The organism is Nonomuraea muscovyensis (assembly GCF_014207745.1).
GTDB lineage: Bacteria > Actinomycetota > Actinomycetes > Streptosporangiales > Streptosporangiaceae > Nonomuraea > Nonomuraea muscovyensis.
Genome location: NZ_JACHJB010000002.1, coordinates 254,186 through 269,737, shown reverse-complemented (window position 1 = coordinate 269,737; position 15,552 = coordinate 254,186). Strand labels below are relative to the sequence as shown.

The window sequence follows — 15,552 nt, the reverse complement described above, 5'->3', positions numbered from 1 at the left end:
CCCACCGGCGCCGAGCTGGGGCGAGGTCCGGCCGTGTGCGCCTCGCCTACTCCTGGCCCTCTTCCGGCAGGCCGTTGTCGAAGTGCTGCGGCTGCACGTGCTTGTTCGGCTTGGCCCCCTCGGCCCTGGCCAGGGCGGCGGCGTCGGGATAGTCGGTGACGAAGGCGTCCACACCGAGATCCAGGTGCGCCCGATACTCCGACAGCGCGTCACCGTGGTCGATCGGAGCCTGGCCACGGCGCAGTTGCAGGGGCAGATACTGGTTCTCGCTGCGGAAGGTGTACACGCCGATCTTCAGCCCCGCTTTGTGCGCGTCGGACACCAGCGTCGTCGGGGTCCCCCAGCTGCCGTCCGGGTTGATCGGGATCGCCGACGACTTGTCCGGCCCGATCCACTGGGCGTACTCGGCGATCTTCGCCAGCCCCTCGGGCTTCATCATGTCCGCGTAGGTCGTCGGGTCGCCTGCGGCCTTCAGGTCGTACGGCTGACCGGTGGTGCCCAGCGCCTGCCACAGCGGCACGCGCAGTTCCGTGGCCACCCGCTTCAGGCTGGACGGCTCGAACGACTGCACCACCACCGGGCTGTTGGGCCGGTCGAGCCCGTTGCGCTTGACGGTCTTGATCAGCGGCTCCTCCAGCGGCAGCCCGATCGACCTGAAGTACGTCGGATGCTTGGTCTCGGGGAAGACGCCGACCTGCCTGCCGTACTGGCGCGAGAGCCGCTTGGCCAGGCCGAGCACCTCCTGGAACGTGAGGACCTGGTAGGAGCCGTTGTAGACGGTGTTGCGCTGGCGGATCGCGGGCAACCGCTCGACCGCTCGCAGCGTCTTCAGCTCGGCCAGCGTGAAGTCCTCGGTGAACCACCCGGTCACGTTGCGCCCGTCGACGACCTTGGTGGTCTTGCGCGCGGCGAACTCGGGGCGCAGCGACACGTCAGTGGTGCCGGAGATCTCGTTCTCGTGTCTGACGACCAGTACGTGGTCCTTGGTGGGCACCAGATCGGGCTCGATCCAGTCGGCACCCAAGGCCACGGCCAGCTCGTAGCTGCCCTGCGTGTGCTCGGGGCGGTGACCCGCCGCGCCGCGATGGCCGACGACGACGACCTTGGACCGGTCGGATGCGGGCTCGGCAGTGGCCGCGGACGAGGCCGTGCCCGCTCCTGCGAGGGGAACGAGGACGGCCAGGGTGGTTGCTGCGATCTTTCGCACGTGAGACTCCCTGCGGTGTCCAGGCCGGCGACTCTCACCGGTGATCACCGCGGCAATTATGGTACGGACCGAAATTCGATAGTGGCCCAATTGTGGCGGAATTTCCGGTGACAAGCGCGCGTCAGGAGGCCGGCGGGGCCACCTCCCGCATGTGCTCGAAGTTCTTCACGTACTGCTGGTAGATCGCCTTGTTGTTGAGCTTCAGCAACGTCTCGTCGTTGCGGCGCAGCGACGTCTGGTTGTAGTTGTGGCTGCCGGTCAGCACCCAGTGGCCGTTGGAAGGGCCCTCGATCAGCAGGCACTTGGAGTGCAGGCGACCGGGCAGGGCGCCGCCGCCGCCCAGGACGTGCAGGGTGATGCGCGGTTCCGCCTGCAGCAGGCGCCTGACGTCGTCGGCCATGATCCCGTAGACGATCCGCACCGTACAGCCGCGCCCGGCCAGGTCGCGCAGCTTCTCCGCGATCGCCACGCGGTAGGTGTCCCATTCGGACATGCCGACGCGGACCGTGGCGCCTCCCTTGCAGGACACCCTGTCCAGCTCCTCGACGATCGGGTCCCCGTCGGCCTTGGGGAAGAAGGAGGCCCGGACGGCACCGCCGGCGGCGCCGGTCTGGACGACGCGGTAGTAGTCGAGGTTCTTCCGCTCGGCCGCCAGGTCGGCGAAGTAGGCGTCGTACGTCGCGTACAGGCGCCTGTTGCCCGGCAGGACGAGGGCGTTGTTCCAGTAGGTCGAGGAGTTGAGGTCGGTCAGGTTGGCCGAGGACTGCACGACCACGTCGGACGCGCCGCCCGTGCGGGAGAACAGGTAGAACTTGTTGTGCTGACCCTTGTCGCCGATGCACGCGGCGGTGCCGCCGGACATCGGGCCGGTGCACACGTGCAGCTACGACCGGGTCGCCGTGTCGGTGCCGAGCACGTCCGCAAGTCGCCATGCCACGGTCTGGCCACGGCTGTCACCGTCGACGACGACCCGGACGTCCACGCCCCGCCGGTACGCCCTGAGCAGCTCGTCGGCGAACGCGGTGCCGTCCGCGCCGGACATGACGAAGTGGGCGACCTGGATGCTCGCCCCGGCAGGGGTCTGACGGATCATGCCGCAGAGCGTGCGGACGATGGCAGCGGCGTCGCCTCCCACCGGATCGTTGAACACCGCCCTTGGGGGTCACCGCCGTATCGGGCGCGTCCGCGCAGGTGGAGGCGCTCGCAGCAGCCGGAGCGGCGAGCGCCGCAGCGGCCATGACGGCAGCGGCCAGCACGGAGGGCATGTGGAACTCCTTCGCGAGGCGGACGAGTGCCGCCCTTCTCGGGGCCGAGACATCCTCAGGGGAAGGCGACAAGCGGCCCCGCGGCCCGCCCTCACGGCTCCCCGATCGCGGCCGATCATCGCGTTCGCGAGGAACGGCGCCCTGAAGCCCGCGTCAACTTCAGGAGAACGTCGGGATTCACGCCCCGCCGCCAGAGTCCGGCGCCGCTTCCGCCTGCTGCCGGAGTCTGGCGGCGGATCATTCCCACACCAGGCATGGAGACCCTGCGGAACAGGTATGCCGAATATCAGATCGGATGTTGATGGGTATAGCCTGTGTCAGCCAACATAGAAACTGAGGGGGTTCTCATGCGTTGGGTGACCTACGTGACGGACATCGGCGACCGCGTCGGAGTGATCGGCGAGGACCTGATCCACCCCGTCGCGCCGGGCGTCAGCCTCATCGAGCTCATCGGCCGCGGCGCGGCGGAACTGCGGGCGGCCGGGGACGCGGCCTTGGCCTCGGGGGCGGGGCCGGTCCCGCTGGCCGAGGCCAGACTGCGCGCGCCGATTCCGCGCCCACCCTCCGTCCGCGACTGCCTGTGCTTCCTGGACCACCTGCGCAACTGCCAGCAGGCGGCCGGCTCGCCCCGCACGCTCAAGGACGCCTGGTACCAGATCCCCGCCTTCTACTTCGCCTGCCCCTCGACCATCACCGGCCCGTACGACGATGTGACGATCTCGCCCGGCAGCGCCTGGTTCGACTTCGAGCTGGAGATCGCCGCGGTCATCGGACCGGGCGGCCGGGACCTCACGCCGGAGCAGGCCGAGGAGCACATCGTCGGCTACACCGTCTACAACGACTGGTCGGCACGCGACCTGCAACTGCGCGAGGCGCCGTTGGCGATCGGCCAGGCCAAGGGCAAGGACGGCGCGACCACGTTCGGTCCGTTCCTGGTCACCCCCGACGAGCTCGAGCCCTATCGCCGCGACGGCAGGCTCGCTCTGCGGGTCGAGGCCACCGTCAACGGCAGAGCCATCGGCTCCGGCCGTACCGACGCCATGGACTGGAGCTTCGGCGAGGTCATCTCCTACGCCTCGCGCGGCGTGGACCTGCTGCCCGGTGACGTGTTCGGCTCAGGCACGGTGCCCGGCTGCTGCCTCATCGAGCACCTGTCCCTCACCGATCCGGCCGCCTTCCCCGGCTGGCTGCGTGACGGCGACGTCGTCGAGCTGACGGTCGAAGGGCTGGGCCGGACCCGCCAGACCGTCCGCGCGTCCGCCGCGCCGTACCCGCTCACGCCCCGGCACGACCCCGACAGGCGGCCGCCCCGCCCGCGGGTCAACCGCGCCCCGTCGAAGCTGCCCTACACCCGCGGGCTGCACGAGGTCGGCGACGGCGTGTGGGCCTGGCTGCTGCCCGACGGCGGGTACGGCTGGAGCAACGCGGGACTGGTCGCGGGCGAGGGCGCCTCCCTCCTGGTCGACACCCTGTTCGACCTGCCGCTGACGGCCGAGATGCTCGACGCCATGCGCCCGGTCAGCGATCGGCACCCGCTCACCCACGCCGTCCTCACCCACTCCAACGGCGACCACACCCACGGCAACCAGCTGCTGGGCGAGCACGTCCAGATCATCGCCGCGGAGGCCACCTGCGCGGAGATGCGGCACGAGATGCCCCCTGAGATGCTGACCGCCACCCAGGTCCTGGACATCGGCCCGGCCACCCCCTACTTCCGCGAGCGCTTCGCCGCCTTCGACTTCAGCGGCATCCGGCTGCGACTGCCCGACTCGACCTATGACAGGGAGCTCACCCTGGACATCGGCGGCCGCGAGGTGCGCGTGACGAACCTCGGTCCCGCCCACACCGCCGCCGACTCCGTCGTGCACGTGCCCGACGCGGGCGTGCTCTTCGCGGGCGACCTGCTGTTCGTCGGCTGCACCCCGATCGTGTGGAGCGGCCCGATCGCCAACTGGATCGCCGCCTGCGACAAGATGATCGCCACCGGCGCCGGCACGATCGTCCCCGGCCACGGCCCGGTCACCGATCCCGACGGGATCCGCGCGGTGCGCGGCTACCTCACCCACGTGGTCGAGCAGGCGGACGCCGCCCACGCCCGGGGCCTGTCCTTCGTCGAGGCGATCGAGAAGGTGGACCTCGATGTGTACGCCACCTGGCTGGACGCCGAGCGGATCGTGGTCAACCTGCACCGCCGCTACCGCGAGCTCGACCCCACCGCCACACCCGATCTGGACCAGATGACGCTGATGGCCATGATGGCCGGAAGGGGGCTCTCGTGAGCCTGCCGAAGACCGCGTACACCTCCCACCCGTGGCGCATCCACGAGTTCACGAGCGACTTCTCGGTCGAGGATGTGTGGTCGTTCCGCACTCCCGGAGCGGGGCCCGACGACTTCCCGAACATGCTCGCGGCGACGCGGGCTGCCGGCGGACCCGTGAGGCTGCCGCGGCCGGCGAGATTCTTGTTCGCCCTTCGATGGAAGCTCGGCGCACTTCTCGGCTGGGACAAACCATCAGCGGGCGTCGGTGAGCGGGTGGCCTCGCTCCGCGACCGCCTGCCCGGCGACCTCCGCGACGCTCCGCGCGGCGCGGACAACGAGCGCATGCCGCTCAAGGCGGTCTACGAGCTCGACAGGGAGGCCGCCCGCGAGCTGGCGAACAAGACCGTGCACACCGTGATGCATCTCGGCTGGGTCAACGGAGACAACGGCGACTACGAGCTGCGGATGGCCGTCCTCGTCAAGCCCAACGGATGGTTCGGGCGGCTCTACATGGCCGCCATCGCACCTTTCCGGCACCTCATCGTCTACCCCGCACTGACCCGGCAATGGGAACGAGCCTGGCGCGACCGCGACCGGGCAACGACGGAGCCCGAGGAAGGGTCCTCACGATGAACTCCAGGAAACGGCTGCTGCGCTGGGCGAGCGGGATCATGTTCGTGCTGGGGGTCGGGCACCTGTCCCTGCTGGCGCTCATCGCCGGAGAGGCCATCACCGGCTGGGTGGATCGGGGGATGTGGGCAGCCGTCCCGCTCGTACTCGCGGACGGAGGCGCCGCTCCGACGGTGGAGTCCCTGCGGAACACGGTCACCTTCTGGGCCGGTCCGGGAAGCTTCGCCGTGCCCCTGGTTCTCCTGGCGTGCCTGACATGGCACCTCGCCGGACGGGGCGTGGCTGTGCCCGCCGGGGTCGGCTGGGCCCTCGCGGCGTGGTGCGCGTTGGGCGGCGTGCTTCTCGTGCCGTCCCCGTTCTTCGCCGGGGTCGTCTCGGGGGCACTCATCATCGTGGCGGCGCGGAAGAGGGAACGGCCGGCAGCAGCCCGGGGCCAGGGGGCGAACCTGGCGTGACGTGCGGGGGCGATCGCCTGCCGGACCGCATCCGGCAGGCGCGTCACGTCCGGTCGCGACGACCCGAGGGGGCCTTCAGGCAGGTTCGCCGCCGAGCTTGGCGAGCAGTTCGCGCAGGTGCCGGTTTTCCTCTGGCGTCAGTGGCAGCGCCTGGGTGATCCTGTCGGGAATGGTCTCGACCCGTTGCCGCAGCGCCCTGCCTTGCGAGGTCAGGTCAACCTCGACGCTGCGTTCATCGTCGGCACGGCGGCGGCGGACGATGTGGCCGGCCGCTTCGAGGCGTTTGAGCAACGGCGTCAGGGTGCCGTGATCGAGCTGGACCGCGGCCGCGATCTCCTTGATCGTGGCAGGGCTGCGCTCCCATAGCGCCAGCATCACCATGTACTGCGGCTGGGTCAGTCCCGCCTGGTCCAGGAGGGGCCGATACAGCGCCGCCACCGACCGCGACGCGGTCGCCAGGGAGAAGCAGATCTGGTCGTCAAGCCGCATGTTCCGAACCTATCATGCGCACACTTATTTTGTGCACAAGATTCTTGTGCCTTAGACTTCGGGGCATGAGTGCATACATGGTCATCAGCGTCACCCCTGAGGACGAAGAGAAGTTCCGCCAGTACGAAGCCGCCACGCTGGAGGTCGTCGGCCGCCACGGCGGCGTGCCGGTCGCCCGCGATGCGCAGCCGCTCGTCCTGGAGACCGACGCCAAGCCCGCCCTGGCTGTCATCCTGCGGTTTGACGACAAGCAGGCGGTCGAGGCGTTCTACCACTCCGACGACTACGCCCCGCTGAAGGAGTTCCGGCAGACCTTCGCCAAGGCTCATGCCCTGGTCATCGATGGCCTCTGACCTCGCGAGGTCGCGGCCGCCGATCAGGGTGACGCGGCGTCCGGACTGACGGGCCTCGTCGGCGTGGCGGCGCAGGCCGGTCCCGCCGAAGGGCCAGGTGGTCGGCGCGCCCAGCAGGGCCGACGCCCGGGCGGATCGGGAGTCCGGCGCGGCCGGGCGGGCGACGAGCCGCAGTCCGGGCGCGCCGGCGATCGGGAAGATCTCGGTGCGCAGGTGCAGATCTCCGACAGCGGGCGGGAGAAGTGGCCGCCGGGCGCGATGGGCGTCCTCCAGCGGCCGGTCGGGTTCCTCGCTCGCGTGTCGGCCTCCGTGCAGCGCCGGGGCGGCGGCCTCGGCAGAACCTACGTAAACAATGTGGTGATATGTCCTGATAAATGATTCTCGCCGATGCCGGTATCGTCCCCGGTCGGCCAGGCTGTAGCGGAGACCGCCAGGCGCTCATCGACCTCGCCACGCAGCACAACCAGGGGAAGGTGACCATCACCTCCTGACGTCTTCGCCAGGTGAAAGGACGGACATGACAGCCCGCACGAGCACGCTCGGCACGGTCTTCAAGGCCGCGCCGGCAAGGGACACGGCATGAGCGGGACCCCGCTGGGCGACTTCCTGCGCGCCCGCCGCGAAGCGCTCAAGCCCCAGGACGTCGGGTTGCCCGAGTACGGGCGGCGCCGGGTCAAGGGTCTGCGCCGCGAGGAGGTCGCCCTGCTGGCCGGCATGAGCAGCGACTACTACGTGCGGCTGGAGCAGGGCCGCGAGTCCAGCCCCTCCCCGCAGGTCGTGGAGGCGGTCGCCCGGGCGCTGCGCCTGGACGCGGCCGCCAGCGACCATCTGTGGCGGCTGGTCCAGCCGCCGGAGGCGCGAACCCGGCGGCAGGCGCAGGACACCGCGGTCAGCCCGCAACTGTTGCAGCTCATGGACGGCTGGTCCGCCTCGCCCGCCTTCGCGCTCGGCCCCGCGCTGGACATCCTGGCCTGCAACGCCATGGCCGCCGCGCTGCACGAGAGCTTCAGCCCGGCCGACAACCTGGCCCGCATGGTGTTCGTGGATCCGGCCGGGCGTGAGTTCTACCAGGAGTGGGAGCGGGCGGCGCACTCGTGCGTGGCGGAGATCCGCGCCGCCTACGGCCACGACCCGGACAACCCGCGCATCGGCGAGGTGGTGGCGGACCTGTCGGCGCACAGCCCGGAGTTCGCCGACCTGTGGGCCCGCCACGACGTCAAGCCCAAGACCCAGGAGGGCAAGCACCTGCGCCACCCGCACGTGGGTGACCTGCACATCCTGTTCTCCGCGTTCACCGTCAACGGCGCGCCGCACCAGCAGCTCGTCGTCTACCAGGCCGAGCCCGCCACACCGACGGCGCAGGCGTTCGAACGGCTGCGCACGCGAGCCGACGACGCGCTCTCGCGCACCCTGCGGGCCGCCGACGAGGCGTTGTCGGCCGACGAGCGGGCCGGCTGAATCACCCGCGAGATCGAGGAGGCCGGGGCGGTGCCCCGGCCTCCTCGTCCTCGCCGGACCTGCTCCGGCCCGTTCCTAGGTACATCACTCCCAGGAATTTCCCGACCTTCTTCCACCCCGTCGAGCTCGACAGACTCGCTGATGTCAGGCAACCGGAACGGAACGAAGGACACCGCCATGACCACCTGGTTCATCACCGGAGCATCCCGCGGCCTGGGCGCCGAGATCGCCCGCACCGCCCTCGGCAAGGGCGACGACGTCGTCATCGCCGTACGCAACCCGGCCCGCGTCCCGGAGGACCTCAAGAAGTCGGGCCACGTGCTGACTCTCGCCCTGGACGTCACCGACGGCGCGGCCATCCCCGCCGCCGTCCAGGCCGCCGTCGACCGGTTCGGCACCATCGACGTCCTGGTCAACAACGCCGGCCGCGGCCTGCTCGGCGCTCTGGAGGAGATCAGCGACGCCGAGGCCCGCTCCCTGTTCGACCTCAACGTCTTCGGCCTCATCGACATGACCCGCGCCGTCCTGCCCGTCATGCGCCGTCAGGGCGCCGGCAAGCTCGTGCACATCGGATCGCGGTCGGGGTTCGAGGGCGAGCCCGGGGTGAGCATGTACAGCGCCACGAAGTTCGCCGTGGCCGGGATCAGCGAGGCGCTGTCGAAGGAGCTGGCGCCGTTCGGCGTCCAGTCGATGGTGGTGGAGCCGGGCGTGCTGCGCACAGACTTCCTCGACGCCAGCTCGCTGTCGATGCCCGCGGGCCGGATCGCCGCCTACGACGGCACCCCGGCCCACGTGACCCTCGACTGGGCGGGCACCGCCAACCACACCCAGCTCGGCGACCCGGTCAGGGGAGCCGCGCTGATCTATGAGGTCACCTCCCAGGACACCCTGCCCACGCATCTGTACGTGGGGCCCGACACCCTCGACCGGCTGCAGGTCAAGCTGCGCCAGATCGAGCAGGACGTGGCCCCCTGGCGCGAGAAGTCCGCCGCCACCGCCCACGACGACGCCGCGGCCTGACGGCCGGCCTTCGACGCCGGCGCCGCCCCCTCACCATCCGCGCTCCATCCGCCCGCGGCTGATCGCGGGTGCCGCCTTCTCACACTCAAGAGGTCTTTGTCATGACTGCTGCTCTGCTCACCGGAACCCCGCTGGCCGGCCGTGTGGCCGTGGTCTCGGGCGCCTCCAGCGGCATCGGCGCCGCCACCGCCCTGCGGCTGGCCGAACTCGGCGCGAAGGTCGCCGTGCTGGCCCGGCGCAAGGACAAGCTCGACGAACTGGCCGCGTCCATCAGCGCCGCCGGTGGCACCGTGATCGCCATCCCGATCGACGTCACCGGTCGGGAAGCCGTCCGCGACGCCGCCGCCGAGGTCGCCGAGCGGCTCGGCACCGCCGACCTCGTCGTCAACAACGCCGGAGTCCAGCTCATCTCGCCGATCACCGACCTGCGCCAGGACGACTGGCAGCGCCAGATCGACCTGAACATCACCGGCGTCATGAACGTCATCGGCGCCTTCCTGCCGCATCTGACCGCCGCCGGCGAGGCGGGCCGGCCCGCGGACCTGATCACCACCTCCTCCATCGCCGCGACCCGCGTCCTCGAGAAGTTCTCCGTCTACTCCGGCACCAAGGCCTACATCAGCCACCTCACCCGCCTGCTGCGGGTCGAACTCGGCCCCAAGAACATCCGGGTGGCCACCATCGAGCCCGGCATGGTCGACACCGAGCTGCCCAGCCACGTCACCGACCCCGACGCCAGCGCCCTCATGGAGGGCCTGCTGACCGAGATCGACCCGCTGCAGTCGGCCGACGTGGCCGAGACCGTGGCGTTCATCGCCGCCTCACCCCGGCACGTCAACCTCACCGAGATCACCATCCTGCCCACCGCACAGGCCGTCTGAGCCCTCCGGCTCCGCCACGCTGGACCTGCGGCACCGCATGACCAGGTGGCAGTACCCGACCCGCGACCAACCCTTCGACCCGCACAGGGAAGCACCATGAACGCCACCTTGGACGAACTCCGCCGCCGCGCCGCCGGCCCCGGACGCCGCATCCTGCTCACCGGAGCCGCCATCGTCACCATGGACCCCGCCCTCGGCGTCCTGCCCCGCGCCGACCTGCTCATCGAGGCGGACACGATCGCCGCCGTCGGCCCGGACCTCCGAGCGGATGACGCGCTGGTCATCGACGTCACCGGCGCCGTCCTGGCCCCCGGCTTCGTCGACACCCACCGGCACGCCTGGGAGGCCCAGCTCCGCCGGATCATGCCCGACGTCAACGACCTCGGCGAGTACGTCACCGCCACCCTCGCCGGCATCGCCCCCGCCTACCAGCCGCAGGACATGTACGTCGGCACCAGGCTGGCCGCGCTGACCGCCATCGACAGCGGCATCACCACCATGCTGGACTTCTCCCACAACTCCCGCACAGCCGCCCACTCCGACGCCGCCGTCCGGGCGCTGGCCGACACCGGCATCCGCGGCGTGCACGCCTCGATGCGCCCGCACTTCGGCGACTGGGACGGCCAGTGGCCCGCCGACCTGGCCCGGCTCCAGGACACCTACTTCTCCTCCGGCGACGGGCTGCTCACCCTGCGCCTGGCGACCCTCGCCACCGACGAGATCGCCGGCCCCGACCTCGCCTACGGCGAACGCCTCGCCCGCGCCGCCCGCGACCTCGGCATCGGGGTAAGCGTCGACGCCGTCTTCGGCCTGCCCTCCTCCGAGGCGATTCTGGGCTGGGCCAAGCAGGGCCTGCTCGGCCCGGACGTCGCGCTCATCCACTGCACCGGCCTGACCCCACAGGCCTGGCAGGCGATGGCCGACACCGGCGCCGCCGTCTCCCTCGCCCCGACCTCCGACGCCCAGATCGGCCTGGAGAGCGCGATCCCGGCCGTGGACGAGGCGCTCGCCGTCGGCATCCGGCCGGGCTTGAGCATCGACGTCGAGGTCGCACTGGCCAGTGACATGTTCACGCAGATGCGCGCCCTGCACGCCATCCAGCGCATGCGCGCCGTCAACGCCGCCTACGGCACCGGCGAGACGCCCGTCCGGATCGGCGTGGCCGACGTGCTCGACTTCGCCACCCTGCAGGGTGCCAGGAGCATCGGCCTCGGCGACGTCACCGGCTCCCTCACCCCGGGCAAGCAGGCCGACGTGCTCGTCGTCCGCGCCGAGGACCTGAACAACATGCCGCTCAACGACCCGATCGGCACGCTCGTCCTCGGCTCCGACCCGCGCAACATCGACGCCGTCTTCATCGCCGGCCAGGTGCGCAAGTGGGCCGGCACCGTCCTCGACATCGACCTGACGGCGCTGCGCGAAGAGGTGCGCGCCTCACGCGACCGCGTCCTGCACGCCGGCAACCGCCGCTGACCCTCGATGCCGCGTACGGGCCGGCCGGCAGCGCCTCGGCCGGCCCCTCGCACACCTCCGTCCTCGCCCCTCCGCCCGCCCCCTCGGCCTCGTCGCAAAGGATCGCAGCCCATGTTCACAAGCGCCCTTCACCTGCTCGGACTGTTCACCACGCTGCTCGCGTGCGCCGCTCCCAGCGGCGGCCGGTCGACGCCCGCCTCCCATCCCTACGTCGGCATGTGGGTCACCGCGGATGGCCGCATCCGCCAAGACCTCCTGCCCAACGGCCGGTACGAAGAGGAACGCGACGGCCGCAAGCGCGCCTACGCCGGCCGCTACACCGTGACCGGCACCCACATCGACTACTACGACGACCTGGGCTTCACCGCCACCGGTGACGTTCGTGACGGCGTGCTCTACCACGAACACCTGGTGCTCCACCGCGAGAGCTAGCAGCGCCCACCGCCCGGCGACCCCGCCGCCACCACACCCCCGCCCTGCCGACACCCGTACGGAATCCGCCGATGAGTCACCGAAGCATCGAGATCATGGTCGTCGTGGTCGCGGCCGTGCTGTTCCTGACCTGGACCGCCCGACGGCTCAAGGTCAGTGAGCCCATGCTGCTGCTGGCCGGGGGAGCTCTGGTCGGGCTGCTGCCACGCTTCGGCGACATCCCGCTGCCGCCCGACGTCGTGCTGCTCATCCTCCTGCCGGCGCTGCTGTACTACGAGTCGTTGACGACCTCCCTGCGTGAGATCAGGGCCAACGTGCGCTCCATCACCCTGCAGGCCACCGGACTGGTCGTCCTCACCACGGCGGCCGTGGCGGTGCTGGCCCACGCCGCCGGCTTTTCCTGGCCTGCGGCGTTCGTCCTGGGTGCCGTGCTCGGCCCCACCGACGCGGTGGCCGTTGCGGCGGTGGCGCACGGCCTGCCTCGCCGCACGGTCACGATGCTGCGAGCCGAATCCCTCATCAACGACGCCACCGCGCTGGTGCTGCTCGCGGTCGCGCTCGAAGCGGCCGTGGAGGGCACGCCGTTCTCCTGGGGCGGCACCACGCTGCGCGTCACCGTCTCCTACGCCGGCGGCATCGCGGCCGGGCTCGCCGCCGCCGGGGTGATCATCCTCATCCGCCGCCGCTGGCGCGACCCGATGCTCAACAGCGGCTTGAGCGTCCTCACCCCGTACCTCGCCTTCCTGCCCGCCGAACTGCTGCACGCCTCCGGCGTCCTGGCGGTCGTCACCTGCGGCCTGGCCCTGAGCCAGGCCGGGCCCCGGCTCATCTCCCCGACCGCCCGGCTGCAGGCCGTCTCGTTCTGGGAGGTGACCACCTTCCTGGTCAACGGGGCGTTGTTCGTCCTGGTCGGCATGCAGCTCCCGGCTGCGGTACGGGGCCTGTCATCGTTCTCGTTGCCGCGGGCGCTCCTGCTCGCGCTGGGAGTGAGCGTCGCGGTCATCGGCGTACGCACGCTGTGGTTCTACACCGTCCCCTATGTGGTAAGGCTCCTCGACCGGCGACCCAGCCAGCGCGAACGACGCATCAGCGCCCGGCACCGGCTGCCGCTCGCCTGGGCCGGCATGCGCGGCGCCATCTCCCTGGCCGCAGCGCTGTCGGTGCCCACCGTCACCGCGCAAGGATCGCCCGTCCAGGACCGTGACGCCATCGTGTTCATCACCACCGTCGTCATCCTGATCACCCTGGTCCTGCTCGGTCCGCCGCTGCCCGCCGTCATCCGCTGGGCCCGCCTGCCCGCCGACCCCACCCAGGCCGAGGAAGAGCGCCTGGCCGTCCGCGAGATCACGCGCGCGGCCCTGACGGCCCTTCCCGAGCAGGCCGCCCGCCTGAACGTGCCCGCTCACCTCGCCGACGCGCTCGCCCAGGACCTCGGCAGCCCGGACCACCACGGCAGGGCGGAGGCGGCCGAGCACACCCGGCGGCTGAGGTTGGCCCTGCTCCAGGTCAAGCGCGCCACCCTGATCCAGCTTCGCGATCGCCGGCACATCGACGACATCGTCCTGCGCCGCCTGCAAGGACGGCTGGACGCCGAACAACTACGCCTTGACGGAGGTGAGGAAGACACGTGCGGGCTCGAACACGACCACGCCTGGCCAAGTCCGGGAGTGCCCGCCGGGACAGGCGCGCCTGCCGGTCGGCGGGAGCGCAGGATTGTCTGATCCGGCAGGCAGCGCCAGCTGCCTCCGCGGCCTCCGAACCGCCCAGGCATGGCCGCACCGTCTCCCTGCCAACCCCTCCCCCGGCCCAACCTGGGAATGACGCACCCAGGCTGCACGGCCGCGGCGCGCCTAACCTCACATGTCATGGACAGTGAGCGCAACGACCCGCTGGGGCGGTTCCTGCGCGAACGCCGCGCGCTCGTGCGGCCTGAGCAGCTCGGGCTGGCCACGCACGGCCGCCGCCAGGTTCCCGGCCTGCGCCGAGAGGAGGTCGCCCGGCTGGCCGGCCTCAGCCCCGGCTACTACGCCCGGCTGGAGCAGGGCCGCGAGCGCCCCACCCGCCAGACCGTGCAGAGCCTGGCACGGGCGCTGCGCCTGGACGACCAGGCGCTCGTGGAGCTGCACCGGCTGGCCCGCCCGACGGTTCGGCGGCGGCGACCCGGCCGCGTCGAACGGGTCTCCCCTGAGATGCTCGGCCTGCTCAGCGACTGGACGACGGCTCCCGCCTTCATCCTGGGCCCGTCCTGCGACGTGCTGGTGCGCAACTCCCTGGCGACCGTCCTGCACAGCCGGTTCGTCCTCGGCGACAACCTGCTGCGCATGATCTTCCTTGACCCGGCCGGACGGCGGTTCTTCCGCGACTGGGACCTCACCGCCCGCGCGGCCGTCCACGACCTGCGCCAGGTGACCCGCCGCACTCCCGATGATCACAGCCTGCGCGAACTCGTCGGCGAGCTGGCGATCACCAGCCAGGACTTCCGGCGGCTGTGGGCCGCACGCGAGCCACGCGGCAGGCTTGCGTACGGCGGTCACTTCCACCACCCCGACGTCGGTGACCTGCACCTGCGCACCGAGATCTTCCCTATCGCCAGCGCCCCCGGTCAGCGGCTCATCGCCCAGCCGGCCGAGCCGGGGTCCCGCTCAGCCCAGGCCCTGGCCCTCCTGAGCACGCTCACCACCTGATGCGGCGTGCGGAGCGCAGGGACAGCGTGTACCTCGGGCTGGACCTCCAGAAGCTACCTGAGGGTGGGTGACACGGGCCCGCGCGGACGGCCCTAGTCGGCACGCAGGACGAAGAACAGGAAGCTTGGGGTGGTGGCAAGGGAGCGGAATTCGTCGGGAAACAGCTCGCGGGCTTCCGGCACGGGCTGCTGCTCGCTGACGACGGCCAGGCGAAAGCCGGCCGCGGTGAAGGCGTCGGTCATCGCGTGCAGCGGCCGGTGCCAGAAGCTCATCGGGACGGTCCGGCCGCCCATGGTCCACTCTTCGAGCGAGTTCCTGGTTCCGAAATAGCTGACCTTGCGCCCGGCCAGGCGGTGCTGGGCGTAGACCATCATGGGATGGTCTACGGACACGATCAGCCGGCCGCCGGTCCTCAGCACGCGCCGCATTTCGCTCAGCGTCGGCCCCCAGTCTTCCAGGTAGTGCAGCACCAGGGACGCGATGACATCGTCGAACGCACCGTCGGGGAACGGCAGCGGATCACGCAGGTCGGCCACCTGCAGGTCCGCGCCGTCACCGAGCCGCCGCCGGGCCAGCTCCAGCATTCTGGTGCTGTTGTCGATGCCGGACACGGCGGCACCCCGCTCGCGCAGCGCCGCGAACAGCGGGCCCGAGCCGCAGCCGGCGTCGAGGACCCGCCGGCCGGTCACCTCTCCGGCGAGGGCCAGGATGGCGGGCCGCTCGTAGTAGGCGTTCATGATGCCGGTCTCGTTTTCGACCGCGTACGCCTCGGCGAGACTGTCATAGTCGTTGACCCGGGACGGATGCGCGGGCTCAACGTGATCTTCAGGCACAGTGGGCATGCGGGCCATCCTGGCCTACCAGGCTCGGGCCCGCGAACCGCGCGGGCGCTGGGTCGTCGGGACGGAGTCGGCTCTCCTCGGGAAACCGGGCGCGCCCGTGGAG

Annotated in this window: 16 protein-coding genes; 11 read left to right on the top strand and 5 right to left on the bottom strand. The window is 71.0% G+C overall.

Going from position 1 to position 15,552, the window contains the following annotated elements; genetic code table 11:
• Positions 1-46: 46 nt before the first annotated feature.
• The 3 genes from FHU36_RS17700 to FHU36_RS43530 all read right to left on the bottom strand — a co-directional run bounded on the left by FHU36_RS17700 (position 47) and on the right by FHU36_RS43530 (position 2,300).
• Complete coding sequence (locus tag FHU36_RS17700; protein ID WP_312891666.1) at positions 47-1,207, bottom strand: glycerophosphodiester phosphodiesterase; 1,161 nt, start codon at positions 1,205-1,207, stop codon at positions 47-49.
• 121 nt (positions 1,208-1,328) lie between these two features.
• Positions 1,329-2,069 carry a phospholipase D-like domain-containing protein gene (locus FHU36_RS43535; RefSeq protein ID WP_221496413.1) on the bottom strand — a complete coding sequence of 247 codons (741 nt, stop codon included), beginning with the start codon at positions 2,067-2,069 and terminating at the stop codon, positions 1,329-1,331.
• A gap of 21 nt (positions 2,070-2,090) precedes the next feature.
• Positions 2,091-2,300, bottom strand: a complete 210-nt coding sequence (locus FHU36_RS43530) for a hypothetical protein (protein ID WP_221496412.1) — start codon at positions 2,298-2,300, stop codon at positions 2,091-2,093.
• Positions 2,301-2,819: 519 nt separating this feature from the next.
• Here FHU36_RS43530 and FHU36_RS17690 point away from each other — a divergent pair.
• Genes FHU36_RS17690 through FHU36_RS17680 form a run of 3 tightly spaced genes read left to right on the top strand, consistent with a single transcriptional unit; the run spans position 2,820 to position 5,817 of the window.
• Positions 2,820-4,751, top strand: a complete 1,932-nt coding sequence (locus FHU36_RS17690; RefSeq protein WP_185085084.1) for a fumarylacetoacetate hydrolase family protein — start codon at positions 2,820-2,822, stop codon at positions 4,749-4,751.
• Entirely contained in the window at positions 4,748-5,365 is a 618-nt protein-coding gene (locus FHU36_RS17685; protein ID WP_185085083.1) for a DUF2867 domain-containing protein, read from the top strand. Before FHU36_RS17690 ends, FHU36_RS17685 begins: the two co-directional genes overlap by 4 nt.
• A complete protein-coding gene (locus FHU36_RS17680) occupies positions 5,362-5,817 on the top strand; it encodes a hypothetical protein (protein WP_185085082.1) in 456 nt (151 codons plus the stop codon). Before FHU36_RS17685 ends, FHU36_RS17680 begins: the two co-directional genes overlap by 4 nt.
• A gap of 75 nt (positions 5,818-5,892) precedes the next feature.
• Here the strand turns inward: FHU36_RS17680 and FHU36_RS17675 are convergent, their stop codons facing one another.
• On the bottom strand, positions 5,893-6,306 hold the full coding sequence (locus FHU36_RS17675; protein WP_185085081.1) for a MarR family winged helix-turn-helix transcriptional regulator: 414 nt from the start codon (positions 6,304-6,306) through the stop codon (positions 5,893-5,895).
• Between the two features lie 65 nt (positions 6,307-6,371).
• Here FHU36_RS17675 and FHU36_RS17670 point away from each other — a divergent pair, with 65 nt between their 5' ends.
• The 8 genes from FHU36_RS17670 (at position 6,372) to FHU36_RS17635 (ending at position 14,607) form a co-directional block, all read left to right on the top strand.
• Positions 6,372-6,659, top strand: a complete 288-nt coding sequence (locus FHU36_RS17670; protein ID WP_185085080.1) for a DUF1330 domain-containing protein — start codon at positions 6,372-6,374, stop codon at positions 6,657-6,659.
• Positions 6,660-7,238: 579 nt separating this feature from the next.
• On the top strand, positions 7,239-8,117 hold the full coding sequence (locus FHU36_RS17665) for a helix-turn-helix transcriptional regulator (RefSeq protein ID WP_185085079.1): 879 nt from the start codon (positions 7,239-7,241) through the stop codon (positions 8,115-8,117).
• 177 nt (positions 8,118-8,294) lie between these two features.
• Entirely contained in the window at positions 8,295-9,137 is an 843-nt protein-coding gene (locus FHU36_RS17660) for an SDR family NAD(P)-dependent oxidoreductase (protein ID WP_185085078.1), read from the top strand.
• A 101-nt stretch (positions 9,138-9,238) separates the two neighbouring features.
• A complete protein-coding gene (locus FHU36_RS17655) occupies positions 9,239-10,018 on the top strand; it encodes an SDR family oxidoreductase (RefSeq protein ID WP_185085077.1) in 780 nt (259 codons plus the stop codon).
• A gap of 96 nt (positions 10,019-10,114) precedes the next feature.
• Positions 10,115-11,491 (top strand): amidohydrolase family protein, encoded by a 1,377-nt coding sequence (locus FHU36_RS17650; protein ID WP_185085076.1) that lies wholly within the window; start codon positions 10,115-10,117, stop codon positions 11,489-11,491.
• 111 nt (positions 11,492-11,602) lie between these two features.
• Positions 11,603-11,923, top strand: a complete 321-nt coding sequence (locus FHU36_RS17645; RefSeq protein WP_221496411.1) for an Atu4866 domain-containing protein — start codon at positions 11,603-11,605, stop codon at positions 11,921-11,923.
• A 71-nt stretch (positions 11,924-11,994) separates the two neighbouring features.
• Positions 11,995-13,644, top strand: a complete 1,650-nt coding sequence (locus FHU36_RS17640; RefSeq protein WP_185085075.1) for a Na+/H+ antiporter — start codon at positions 11,995-11,997, stop codon at positions 13,642-13,644.
• Positions 13,645-13,788: 144 nt separating this feature from the next.
• Positions 13,789-14,607 (top strand): helix-turn-helix domain-containing protein, encoded by an 819-nt coding sequence (locus FHU36_RS17635; protein WP_185085074.1) that lies wholly within the window; start codon positions 13,789-13,791, stop codon positions 14,605-14,607.
• Positions 14,608-14,699: 92 nt separating this feature from the next.
• On the opposite strand, the gene FHU36_RS17630 is transcribed toward FHU36_RS17635, so the two are convergent.
• Entirely contained in the window at positions 14,700-15,458 is a 759-nt protein-coding gene (locus tag FHU36_RS17630) for a class I SAM-dependent methyltransferase (protein WP_221496410.1), read from the bottom strand.
• Positions 15,459-15,552: the final 94 nt, after the last annotated feature.